The sequence below is a fragment of the Psychrobacter sp. Ps2 genome, from assembly GCF_022129405.1.
Classification (GTDB): Bacteria; Pseudomonadota; Gammaproteobacteria; order Pseudomonadales; family Moraxellaceae; genus Psychrobacter.
The window spans coordinates 59,531-72,193 of the sequence record NZ_JADQAM010000049.1 but is presented as its reverse complement, the minus strand read 5'-3'; the positions used below and the strand labels follow the sequence as shown (position 1 = coordinate 72,193).

The 12,663-nt window shown below is 42.0% G+C and carries 13 protein-coding genes; 8 read left to right on the top strand and 5 right to left on the bottom strand.

Annotated elements, in window-relative coordinates; all coding sequences use genetic code 11:
* Positions 1-261: 261 nt before the first annotated feature.
* Positions 262-789: a peroxiredoxin gene (locus I3254_RS06275; protein WP_238052119.1), complete on the top strand. Its 528-nt coding sequence runs from the start codon at positions 262-264 to the stop codon at positions 787-789.
* 489 nt (positions 790-1,278) lie between these two features.
* Entirely contained in the window at positions 1,279-1,626 is a 348-nt protein-coding gene (locus tag I3254_RS06270; protein ID WP_238052118.1) for a hypothetical protein, read from the top strand.
* A gap of 94 nt (positions 1,627-1,720) precedes the next feature.
* Here I3254_RS06270 and I3254_RS06265 read toward each other — a convergent pair whose 3' ends face one another.
* The 5 genes from I3254_RS06265 to I3254_RS06245 form a co-directional block, all read right to left on the bottom strand.
* Complete coding sequence (locus I3254_RS06265) at positions 1,721-2,533, bottom strand: MipA/OmpV family protein (protein WP_238052115.1); 813 nt, start codon at positions 2,531-2,533, stop codon at positions 1,721-1,723.
* 134 nt (positions 2,534-2,667) lie between these two features.
* Positions 2,668-3,759 (bottom strand): rhomboid family intramembrane serine protease, encoded by a 1,092-nt coding sequence (locus I3254_RS06260; protein WP_238052114.1) that lies wholly within the window; start codon positions 3,757-3,759, stop codon positions 2,668-2,670.
* A 106-nt stretch (positions 3,760-3,865) separates the two neighbouring features.
* Positions 3,866-5,053: an alpha-hydroxy acid oxidase gene (locus I3254_RS06255; RefSeq protein WP_238052113.1), complete on the bottom strand. Its 1,188-nt coding sequence runs from the start codon at positions 5,051-5,053 to the stop codon at positions 3,866-3,868.
* A 91-nt stretch (positions 5,054-5,144) separates the two neighbouring features.
* Positions 5,145-6,917, bottom strand: coding sequence for an L-lactate permease (locus I3254_RS06250; RefSeq protein WP_101205167.1), 1,773 nt, complete (start codon positions 6,915-6,917; stop codon positions 5,145-5,147).
* A 488-nt stretch (positions 6,918-7,405) separates the two neighbouring features.
* Complete coding sequence (locus I3254_RS06245; RefSeq protein ID WP_238052112.1) at positions 7,406-7,720, bottom strand: glutaredoxin family protein; 315 nt, start codon at positions 7,718-7,720, stop codon at positions 7,406-7,408.
* A gap of 297 nt (positions 7,721-8,017) precedes the next feature.
* Here I3254_RS06245 and mtgA point away from each other — a divergent pair, with 297 nt between their 5' ends.
* The 6 genes from mtgA to I3254_RS06215 all read left to right on the top strand — a co-directional run bounded on the left by mtgA (position 8,018) and on the right by I3254_RS06215 (position 12,535).
* Positions 8,018-8,704 carry a monofunctional biosynthetic peptidoglycan transglycosylase gene (gene mtgA, locus I3254_RS06240; protein WP_102092247.1) on the top strand — a complete coding sequence of 229 codons (687 nt, stop codon included), beginning with the start codon at positions 8,018-8,020 and terminating at the stop codon, positions 8,702-8,704.
* 212 nt (positions 8,705-8,916) lie between these two features.
* Entirely contained in the window at positions 8,917-11,061 is a 2,145-nt protein-coding gene (gene ppk1, locus I3254_RS06235) for a polyphosphate kinase 1 (RefSeq protein WP_238052182.1), read from the top strand.
* 316 nt (positions 11,062-11,377) lie between these two features.
* Positions 11,378-11,548: a hypothetical protein gene (locus tag I3254_RS06230; RefSeq protein WP_238052111.1), complete on the top strand. Its 171-nt coding sequence runs from the start codon at positions 11,378-11,380 to the stop codon at positions 11,546-11,548.
* A 63-nt stretch (positions 11,549-11,611) separates the two neighbouring features.
* The gene (locus I3254_RS06225; protein WP_238052109.1) at positions 11,612-11,869 is read left to right on the top strand and encodes a hypothetical protein; all 258 of its coding nucleotides are present in this window, start codon (positions 11,612-11,614) and stop codon (positions 11,867-11,869) included.
* 66 nt (positions 11,870-11,935) lie between these two features.
* Entirely contained in the window at positions 11,936-12,262 is a 327-nt protein-coding gene (locus tag I3254_RS06220; protein ID WP_102092250.1) for a hypothetical protein, read from the top strand.
* 72 nt (positions 12,263-12,334) lie between these two features.
* Positions 12,335-12,535, top strand: a complete 201-nt coding sequence (locus I3254_RS06215) for a hypothetical protein (protein WP_102092251.1) — start codon at positions 12,335-12,337, stop codon at positions 12,533-12,535.
* Positions 12,536-12,663: the final 128 nt, after the last annotated feature.

The following is a 12,663-nucleotide window of genomic DNA, read 5'->3' as shown; positions in this document are numbered from 1 at the left end:
CGATAAGTACTATTTGCACTCGTCTTTCTGGTAGCAGTGTTATACTTGTTCCACTGAGAATTTAGAAATAAAAAGACCTTGTCACTTCTTATAAGAGTTATAAGAGAATGTGGCAAGGTTTTTTTGTCTATATTTTTCAAGTTAGCGCTATATTTTATCTAGGGGACATAATCTCAAAGATTGCTTATGGACCAGTATAACTATTATTATATACCTGCAGGATTTTAGAAAAAAAGACAATAACCTAAATCGGAGTAAATAATGATTACCCATGTTCCTGATATGACTTTTAAAACTCGTGTTCGTGATGACTCTATTGGCGGAGACAACCCGTTCACATGGTATGATCTAACCACAGATGAGTTATTTGCCAATAAAAAAGTGGTTGTGTTTTCTCTACCAGGTGCCTTTACACCAACTTGTTCAAACAGCCATCTCCCTCGTTATGAAGAGCTTTATGATGAGTTTAAGGCATTGGGCGTAGATGAAGTAGTTTGTATTTCTGTCAATGATGCGTTCGTCATGTACCAATGGGGTCTAAAGCAAAACCGTGAAAACGTTTTCTTACTTCCTGATGGTAATGGTGAATTCACTCGTAAAATGGGCATGCTTGTTGATAAGAGTAATGTTGGCTTTGGTATGCGCTCATGGCGTTATTCGATGGTTGTCGACAATAAAGAAGTTAAAAAAGTGTTTAAGGAAGCTGACTTTGGCGACAACTGTCCAATAGACCCATTTGAAGTATCAGATGCAGACACTATGTTAGCGTATTTAAAAAGTAATGCTTAGAGTCTATTGAGAAGTTAGCAATCAAAAAGACCTTGTTACTTCTTATACGAGAATGTGGCAAGGTCTTTTTTGCTTTCTGATTTGGCTGTGTTCTTTATTCATCTAAATCAGTAGGATACCACTGCAGTTAGAGCTATATTAGACCCCTTTTATATTTAATAAACTAGACAAGACAACAGTGAATATAATATATAAGTTACGACGACATATTTTTGAGCGAATATAAAGTGATAGTAAATCTACGTGACTATAGTCGATTCAATTTAAAAAGAATACAGTGCTTCTAGGATAAATTTTTCGAAGCCTCTGGAGTGCGAAGCACACAGCAAGCGAGGAAAGTTTATACTAGCAGAACACTATTTTAAACGTACCTCTTTTATATTGAACTGACTATATATAAAGCAGTTCACTAAGTCTCAACAAGTTGGAGTTTATATTATATTTTTTTTGATTTATCTGGGTTTGTTTATGAAGATCTGGGGCTTTAATATGATAACTGATAAGTTAGCCGAAGATCCAAGTAATTTCAAACAAGGATGCATGTATTATGAAAGTACGTTTGTTGATAAAAAAATAAATATGAAGATTTTGACTGTATCTATAGATGGCTACAAAGGTAAAGATATTCATATTTTTACGACTGGATTTCCTCGTAATAAAAACTGGAAGGGCAAAGATTACAAGGCTTTCGATAGTTTTTTAGAAACTGAAAAGAACAAGTGCCATCCTGTAGAATATATAGAGATCCCTTTATTAATAGGACGTAAGATTTTTATCTATAATTATTTAGGTAATTTTGGCAACACCATCAGTCCCTCCAATATTACCGAGGACTGATACTATGACGATTGTTGAAAATAGAGTGTTAAACAAAAAAGACCTTACCACATCACGTAGTAAGGTCTTTTTTATATCAAAACTCTAATCTCAATTAAAACTTATAAAGCAAACCAAGCGTCGTCGCTGCTTCAACACGTGAATCTACCATTGGGCTATCGTATTGTTCATTTGGTACATAGCTCAAGCTTTGATTGGCAAATCCTGCAAAGCGATCATTGAAATCATAGTTGGCACTGATGTTCACATAAGGATTCAAGCTTGAGTTGGATTTATAAGCGGCAACGCCTGTCTCGGCTGACTCTTTTTCACTGACGCCATAATAGTATTCATTGTAGTCAGCATCATGATATTCAAAACCAATGCTTGGATAGACGGTGAGCTTGTTTCTGGTGATTCGAGCAAGATACGTCAAGCGAGCTGTATTACCACCGCTACGATCGAGCACGTCTGTACCTATCTGAGCGCGAAAGCCGCCAATAGGGGTGCGGCGTTGATAGCTCAGACCTGCCTCTGCCGATGCCTTACGCTCATCAAGCCCTTGAAGCGCACCATTGGCATCATCAGGATCGAACTCGCTACCAGCAAGCTTGGCATAGGCAGACAACTGATTGACGCCATCATTGATCGCATAGACACCGGCTTGAGCACCGCGCAGATAAACTCGATTGTTGTCATAAAATGCACCTGGTAGCACCTGCACTTCAGTGTTGTCTTCAAGATCGTAGGCTGAGTTGACTGCCATGACATTGACCCCAACGCTGAACTCAGCGTCCTTGTCAGTCGGTAAGTTTTCATTAAAAAGTGCGGCGTTAGACAAGCTAGCGACACTGAGTAGAGCAGTAGCGGTTAACGCACTAACCATAGTACGTGTAGTGATGTTAGGGAGCGCGGCAAGATTTAACATAATTGGGTCTCGTAAGTGAGTATAGATAACTGAGTGGTGCGATTGGGCAAAACGTGTTCAAAATAGGAAGCAATAAAAAGAATCAGTATGCGGTTTTTGGGAGCTATATAGCAATGATAGATAAGTATGAGCATTTACTCAATGGCTTTTAGTACTTGTAGGATTTGCTGATGAATATCTTGCCACCACCAGACAAAGCCAATACTAATAATCAGCATCGCAAGCCATGGCAATAGTTGCCAAATAAACGAAGGTTTAATAGGGTCTTTAGACTCGACTGTGTTGTGAGTTGCATTGTCGTTTAAGGCTAAATTTACAGCAGTAACTTTTTCCATATCACTGCCGTGCACATCTGGCATATTTATATCGCGGTTATTCAGTCTAGAGTCATTGTTATCCAATTCAGCATTTTGCTTGATCGAATCAGTATTGAAGGAAAATGATTGATCAATAGGACTGCTGCCATAATGGCCTGAGTTATCGAGCGTCTCATGGTGCTGGCTATTATACTGATTGCTGCCTTGGTCACCGCAGTGATAGGTGGTTTGATAAGGGTGGAGACGCTGCGCTTGCTGAGTAGCGGCATTGTGCATAGCGACCGCGAGACGCTGACGGTAACCAATCGCAAAAGCTAAGGCAATAACAAGCCCTGTGATCGCGCCGCCGATATGACCAGCATTATCGATACCCGGTACGGCAAAGCCATAAACCAAGTTGATCGCCATGATGATGATCAAGCTCTTGAGATTGAGTACCATGCCATTGACCGATATTTTAAACAGGGCAGCGATCAGTAACGCCGCACCGATACCCATGATACCACCAGAAGCTCCCGCTGATAGGCCGGGCTGTCCTGTTCTTTCTATGATACTTTGCCATGTGACATAGTTATTGAGCAAGTTGCCACCGATGGCTGCCAACAAAAACAATGCCAAAAACTTGGCTGAGCCAAACAGCGGCTCGGCAATCTGCCCAAAGAAATACATGGCAAAGCCATTAAATAGTAGATGCATGAGACCAATGTGCAAAAACGCACTACTGGCCAAGCGCCATGGGTCATCCATCATCGTTAAGGGTAAGGCGTTGGCACCCCATTTAACTAACGCTTCAGTTGACGGGTTATTGGCATCGACGCCCGTGACTAGCTGCATGACAAATAGCCCGATAAAGCTGGCTAATAGCAGGGTAGTGACGGGCGCTGTTTTTAATAATTGTTTAATGGTCATAAAGGCTAACTGTCATCAAAAAGTTATAGAGACAGTATAAAGGGTATGAGCAAATTATGTTATGTGTAGCCGGTTTTAAACGTTGATTGTTCTACAATCAGCCGCTCTAAAAACGACCCACTTTGAGGTTTTCATACGTGCCTTTTACCAAGATATTATCCGTGACAGTATTGATATCGGTATGACCACAGAATGCCATAGATATATCACACTCTTTATAGATAATCTCAAGCGCGCGGCGCACCCCGTCTTCACCATACGCTCCCAATCCGTAGAGAAAAGCGCGACCGATCATCGTGCCTTTTGCGCCCAATGCGATAGCCTTTAGTACATCTTGACCAGAGCGAACGCCACTGTCTAGCCATACCTCGATATCGCTGTTTTCGGCTTGTACTGCCTGTACGATGTCTGCGAGGGCAGAGATAGAAGATAACGCGCCATCCAATTGACGACCGCCATGGTTTGAGACGACTAAGGCATCCGCGCCACTGCGAGCTGCCATAATAGCATCTTCAGGCTCCATGATACCTTTTATGATAAGTTTACCGCCCCACATGTCTTTGATACGCGCCACATCGTCCCAGCTCAGACGCGGATCGAATTGCTCTGCCGTCCAAGCAGAGAGTGATGACAGATCCTCAACATTTTGTGCATGACCGACGATGTTGCCAAAGGTGCGGCGCTTGGTGCCGAGCATATTAAGACACCATTCTGGCTTGGTCATTAAATTTAAAATATTAGCCAATGTGGGTTTTGGCGGTGCGGATAGACCGTTTTTGATGTCTTTATGACGTTGTCCCAGCACCTGTAAGTCCGCAGTCAAAATCAACGCAGAACAGTTTGCTGCTTTGGCACGGCGAATCAAATTGGCCATAAAGTCCTGATCACGCATGACATAAAGCTGAAACCAAAACGGCGCACTGGTATTTTCAGCGACGTCTTCGATAGAGCAGATACTCATGGTCGATAGTGAAAAGGGCACGCCGAATTTTTCAGCGGCGCGTGCGGCATGTATCTCACCATCTGCCCACATCATGCCGGTAAAACCCGTTGGGGCGATGGCTACAGGCATCTTGACTGGCTCACCGATCATACTCGTTGCCAGACTGCGGTTATCCATATCGACCAATACGCGCTGGCGCAGCTTGATACGGTCAAAGTCAGTCTCGTTATTACGATAGGTGGTCTCAGTCCACGAGCCTGAATCGACATAGTCATAGAACATACGCGGCACTTTACGCTCAGCAACGCGACGCAGATCTTCGATTTCGGTGATTTTAGTTAAGTCTTTCATAGGTTTATCTCTTATTGCTGTTATGTTTTAACTAGAAGGCAACCTTAACCTAACGCTACTAGATCTAGTTTAATAGCGTCAGCTTGCCTGATTATCGTCCATTCAGTTTTCTACGGGAAAATTTGCCACAAAAAGACATCAGTCCAAAGAATGTTATGGGCCAGAGAACGGCTAAAGCCCACCACCATATTTGACCGAAGATGATAGCCATACCGATCAAACCTGCTTGCACGACATAATAAATCATCGCTAGCAGTGTTTTGCGAATCACATAGCCTTCTTTATCCACCAAGCCGACTACTGCGCAAGCAGCTACCACATTATGCACCGAAATCATGTTACCAGCCGCACCACCCACAGCTTGCAAGGCTATTACTTGTGCTGCAAGGTCGCTATTGAGTCCGATCTGATTGGCTGTTGACCATTGAAAATATGAAAACATCATATTGCTAATAGTATTTGAACCGGCGATGAAAGCACCCATTGCCCCAATCCATGGAGACACTAGCGGCCACGCATTTTGAAAAGCATCGGCAGCACTTTCAGCCAGTAATATTGGCATAGCCGGTAGCGCAGTAGCGACTTCAGCGGCTGAGCCTGAATTAATGAATACTTGTACCATAGGCACCGAGAATAGCAAAGCTGGTGCGGCAGCAACCATGGTCTTTGCCGAGTTACTCCAACTGCGCTTTACCGCTTGGCTATTCATTTTGAACAGTAAAATACATAATAAAGAAGTAATAATTAGAATGCTACCAGGAGAATAGGCGAGCTGTATCTTACTAGAGATTGTTGTACCAAAAAGATTAGTAAGGCTAATGGTTGTTAAATCCCCTACCAGAAAAGCTTTGAGTGGTGCAATCACTCGAGTTATGACCAATAAGGCAATCACAATGAAATAGGGCGAAAATGCACGAATTAAAGAGAACTTTGGGGTTGCTGAATCATCATATTTTACCTCGTCTAAAGTACCCAGCCAGTCTTTGTCCCATTTTGCGCGAGGGGCAAAATCAAAAGTATCTTTAGGCATCAAAAAACCACGCTTAGCAGCGGGAAGTACAATTAACAACCCAATGAAACCGCCAATGAGTGAAGGGAACTCAGGCCCTAGAAATTTAGCAACCAAAAAATAAGGAATAGTAAAGCAAAGACCTGCAAAAATGGCAAATGGCCATACTTTAAGCCCTTCTATGAAGGAGCGTTTTTCACCAAAGAACCTTGTCAAAAAAGCACTTAAAATTAAAGGTATCAAAAACCCAATAAGCGCATGTACAAGGCCTACGTTAGCTGTAATCTGTAATAAATAATTTTCGGCAGTAGTAGGGGCAATGGACTGTGCTAAATCTTGTTTATCAGTAATACCAGACCAAACGCCAAGTAGTAGAGGCGTACCAACTGCACCGAATGATACGGGTGTAGATTGAATGATAAGAATAACCATGACCGATGCCATCGCTGGAAAGCCTAAAGCCAACAACAGCGGAGCACCCACTGCAGATGGTGTTCCGAATCCTGATGAACCTTCTACTAAAGAGCAGAACAACCATGCCACAATGATCGCTTGGACGCGCCTATCAGGTGAAATATCCATAAAGCCCTTACGTATGGCGACAAGAGCGCCGCTTTCTTTCAGCGTATTCAGCAGTAAAATAGCTGCGAATACAATGAATAAAATAGTAAGTGCCACAATAATCCCATTAACAGTAGCAGCCGCTACCTGAGCACCACTAGCGTGCCAAATGAAAAAGGCTAGCAGAGCTGTCACCAAATAGGCAATACTCATAGCTATCTTAGCTGGCAGGCGCATAACTATGAGTAGTATGAATACAACGAGAATTGGCGCTAAGGCTAAGAAAGTGTACATAATTAACAGTCCTTATTGTTATTAACAGTCCTTATTGTTGTGTATACCAGCTTATTTTTTACTGGTTTTAAAGTCATACTAAGTTATTACTATAGTCGATACACTCTAAAAATGTCATAGCGCTACTGGGATGAATTTTGCGCAGCCTCTGGGAACGCAGCACGCAAGTAAAATTTATACCAGTAGCGCGTTTAAATCCATAACAGTTTTACATTCAGCTAACTATATTTATTAAGGCGTGTTAAACACGCCCTAATAGTTGCTCTTAGGTGCTTTCGCTGAGAATTGTATGTATATGATTTAACAGAGTGCAAGGTTAGAGAGTTGAGATTATTGATCAGTAAATCATTAGCATTAGTATAATCAATTTACCAAACAAAATATAAAAGTAGTCTAGCAAATATTGAAATACCATACTAGCTAAAATTAGCGGTAGATATTCTAATATAAGAAATTTAAAAGCTCTATAACATCAAAACAAAGTGCCGTTAGTTGTGAGCTAACAGTTGCTGTAAATCCATCACCGAAAATGGATAGTCTAATCGTTTTGATGGAGTCAAAATCACAGGGATAGACGTGGCAAAATCCATCATAAGCGCCTCATCAAATTCTGCAATATCGACATTTTGGTAAGTGATTGGCTGTACCGACTGAAACTGTGCAAGTATTTGCTCAGCGATATCACACAAATGACAACCAGAGGTCCCTAGTAGCCACCATTGATTGTTATTTTCAGCAGTGTTGAGGCTTGGATTTGCTGCAGTAACACGCGCTCGTAATACTTCTATATTATCATCGTGCATGGGTAGTCTCTTATCTTCATACGGATTGCAAAGCGCTGATGCTCAGCACGCGCTTATTTAAAACATAAAATACTTTAACGGTCATTACATCATAAAGAAGTGGGGTAAATAATGACAGCGATTGTGAGATTAGGTAAGATGACCTGCTATTGATTATTATTAATGACGAATGCTCAACAGTTAATGATTGGCTATACATAGCCTATTTATAATCATTGATTCTTAGTTGATGTCTCATAGTCATTGATAGAGTATCTATCTTATCTTATTACTTTTTTAACCACTCGGATATCGCGCATGGCAAGTTTTGGCACATTTATCAAACGTCTGTTATTGGCAATTATGCTATTGGTTGTCGCATTCCATATATTGGTCGTTGGGCTATTATTAATTTGGAAAACACAGCCAATTAACAACAGTATGTTTATGTTGACGCATCGCCTAACGGGCGGCACAGTCACTCAAACGTGGGCTGAATATGATGCGATTGCCAAATCTGCCAAGCAAGCGGCGATTGTGAGTGAAGACTCGACGTTTAGTCAGCACAGCGGTTTTGACTTTAAAGGTATCAAAGCGGCGCAAAAGAAAAATGAAGAGACAGGCAAAATGTCTGCTGGCGGCTCAACGATTACTCAGCAATTGGCAAAGAACTTGTTCCTAACCTCGCATCGCTCTTATGTGCGTAAAGCGGAAGAGGCTGTCATCACTGTGATGATTGAGACCTTGTGGGACAAGCAGCGCATTATGACTGCTTACCTAAATGTGGCGGAGTTTGGCAATGGTATCTATGGTATCGACGCGGCAGCGCATCATTATTTCGATAAGTCTGCGGCCAATCTAAACCGAGATGAGTCAGCACTTCTGATTGCGATGCTTACCAATCCAAAGTACTACGAAGACAATCAAGGCGATAAGCGTTTGCGCAACAAGCAACGTATTATCAAAAAACGTATGAAAAATGCGGTATTACCGCAAGCGTCTTAATCTTTTAAAAGAAGCCTTAACAACAAGAATAACGGGAAAGAATAATAGTTAATAACCTTTAAGACGATAGTATAAAGACGACGGCGTATCGATAACGCAAAAGGAGTAGTAACGTGGTAGAGATAAATAATAATCAGAACAGCGGTGATATGAACGAGATGATCGACGTTAATAGTGTGAGTGAAGATGGCAACGAAAACGTTAGTAAAAATATGAGCATAAGCAGTAACTATAATGATCTGACCGACATCGACTGGCAACGCTCAGAAGATGGCAGCTATTCACCGAGCAGTTATATCAATCGTGATTTGTCTTTACTACAGTTTCATCTGCGAGTATTAGCGCAGGCATCTAGTTCGCGTCACCCACTGCTTGAGCGCTTATTTTTCTTGATTATTTTTTCATCCAATCTCGATGAGTTTTTTGAGATTCGTGTCGCTGGCATCATGCAAAAGCTCAACATCGGTGATGTATCGACCAGTGCTCATGGAATGCGTCCTAGCGAAGTGTTAAACGAGATATCTATTATTACTCATGCGGCAATCAGTGAGCAGTACCGTATTCTCAATGAGGACATCTTGCCAGCGCTCGCGCTCGAAGATATTCGCTATCTCAAACGTGATGAGCTAAACGCTGAGCAGTCTGCATGGATGAAGCGCTATTTTACGGAGCAAGTCGTACCTGTATTGACACCGATTAGCATTGATCCGGCGCATCCATTCCCACGTCTCGTAAATAAAAGCTTAAACTTTATCGCTACCTTGGAAGGTAAAGACGCCTTTGGACGCGATATCAACTTAGCGATTGTGCCTGCGCCGCGCAGTCTGCCGCGCGTGATTCGTCTGCCAGATGAGCTAACTGGTGGCAAAGAGCATCATGTGATGCTATCCGCTATCATTCATGAGCATATCGGTGAGCTATTCCCTGGAATGAGTGTGACAGGTTGTCACCAATTTAGGCTGACACGTAATGCCGATTTAGATTTGGCCGATGATGTCGAAGATATTGCCAAAGCACTAGAAGGCGAGCTTGAAAACCGCCGCTTCGGTGATAAAGTGCGCCTTGAGGTCACAACCGATTGCCCAACGCATATCAGTGAGTATCTGCTCAATGAGTTTGAGTTGCATGACAATCAGCTATACCGTGTCAATGGTCCTGTCAATCTAACGCGTTTGCTGTTTGACTTTAATATTCCTGCGCTGCGCTACCAGCCATTTACTCATGTCGTGCCAAAGGCATTTCGCCGAGAAATGGATAAATCAGATAAATCGACCAGTATGTTCGCCGCCATGCGTAAAAGCGATGTGTTGGTTCATCATCCTTTTCATGCGTTCTCGCCGATTATTAATTTACTTTGGCAAGCAGCCAGCGATCCCAAAGTATTGGCAATTAAACAAACGCTATATCGCTCAGGCACCAATTCAGAAATCGTCAAAGCACTTGCCGCCGCCGCTCGTAATGGCAAAGAAGTCACGGCTGTTATTGAGCTGCGTGCGCGTTTTGATGAAGCGTCTAATATCGCAGTTGCTAACTATCTACAAGAAGCAGGCGCGGTCGTGGTCTACGGTATCGTAGGTTACAAGACCCATGCCAAGCTCATGCTAATCGTACGCCGCGAGGACGATCGAATCCGTCGTTATGTTCATTTAGGCACTGGTAACTATCACGCGGCCAATGCCAAAGTCTATACGGACTATGGTCTGTTTAGCGCCGATCCTGATATCTCAGAGGACGTTCATAAAATATTCCAAGAGTTAACCGGCATGGGTAAGCCTGCCAACCTCAAAAAACTATTACATGCACCGTTTACTTTGCATGAGAAATTGATGAGCTTTATCGATGATGAAATCGCTCATGCCAAAGCGGGTAAACGTTCTCATATCATTATAAAAGCCAATGCGCTCACTGAGCGCCGCCTCATTGATAAATTATATGATGCCTCGCAGGCAGGCGTTAAGATTGAGCTGATTTTACGGTCTATGTGTTGTTTACGTCCGCAAGTAAAAGGACTCTCTGAAAATATTACAGTACGTTCTGTTATCGGTCGGTTTTTGGAGCATACGCGCGTTTATTATTTCTATAATAATGGCGATGAGCGTCTATACTGCGGTAGTGCAGACTGGATGGATCGTAACCTATTCCATCGCGTAGAAGTGGCGTTCCCGATTGAGAACAAGAAACTGTTTAAGCAGATTTATCAAGATGGCTTAATTAACTACTTACAGGATAATACGCAAGCGTGGACACTTGATGGCACTGGCGTTTGGCAGCAATCACAGCCAGCAGCAGGTGAGGAGCCACACGTCGCACAAGAGCATTTATTAAAAACGATCAATCGTGTCGAAGAGTCTAGCTAATTCGTAAAAGCACCTTTAGGCGATAATCAGCTATTCGATTGTCTATCTAACCAAGCACTGGTAAATACTGGTGCTTGGTTTTTTTGTGCTCACCAATTGCAAAAGTTACAAACTGACTTGCAACCTCACAATTATTCACATATTGATACGGCAGTACACTGGTGCATTACCCAAGGTCATACCTATAATTAATATCAATTCCGACGCTATTTGAGAAGTATTGGTTACTCATTTGGGCGTTAGTATAAGTTCAAAATGTATATCTATTTGACTGTCTAAAGCCGTCTAATCAAATCACAAGAATAGGAAATAAACCATGAGTACTACTAACGATGACAATTCAGATATCAAGCAAGCTGCAGAACAGGTAAATGGTCAGGAAGTTGAAAAAAACTTAGCAGAGAATAAAAAAGCCGACGCCCCTGAATCGTTAAGCGAAGAAGAGCAAACGCCTTTTATTGATGATGATCTACGTACTGATAAGTAATCTACGACATCAAACATCGACCTAATAATTAATAATAACCAATAATAAAGCGAGGGATACGCCATGACTATGCAAGAACCAGTAGCAACAGATACAGAAGAAAAAGTAATCGTGGATGACCCTGCTGCTAGTGAACTAGAAAACCCTAAAGATAGCTATGCAGGGCGCAAGCATAAGCCTGAAATCGATGGCCCTGAGCAAGACTCGCAAGAGACTGACGAGGTGTATGCTGATCCACGTAAAGAAGAGAATCTTCCAGCAGGTGGCAAGAACGCAGCAGAACTAAGTGCCTACGACTTGAGCCAAAAAGGTAATGAGTAAAGGACTATAGATAACAGCGGGCCAACCAAATCGATAAAATTATAAATATAAAAAGAGGATATGATAATGCAAGCCAAAGACTCAGCAATAGACAAGACAAAGGTACTAGGATCTGACGATCATAGTGCAATTGAAAGAAATACTACTGAGAACAAAGGGACTGATACTTTTGATGAATCTGTGGTCGACTCAGAACACGTAAATGATAATGACAATCCAGCGCGCCAACCAGATCGCCGTGATCAAGAGGGCAGTACCGCGTTTGATGACAATATCAATGAAGATACTGTCGGTAGTGCAGCACCGAAGAGTGAAGGTATTAATGATCTAAATCGTTATGCCAATATCGATAACGCACAGACTCGTATTTTAAATCCTGATGAGAAAGACTAAAAATGTGTCAATTTCGATAGATATATAGCGTTTCTGGGGTTAGACGAGTAATTATTATAGTAGGGAGTACCAATGAATAACTCAAATAATGAAAGCGTCAATAGTGATCATAACTTAAAAGATGCAGATGACAATAATGGTATTGTCCCTGATGATGCATTACAAAAAGCAAATCCAGCCGCAGCAGAAAAGGCTACGGAAGATCATGATCCGCATAATGTCGCCAAGAGTAACAAACAGTATGACAGTCCATTGATGGAAGATAAAAAGTAAAAACTCACTACATCAATAGCTATTAGTATTTGTACATAAATACGCATTTGTATATAAATAGAAAGGCACTGTGTTTGGTAAGAGTATACAACTCGTATCAAACACAGTGCCTTTTTGCTTACTATGTT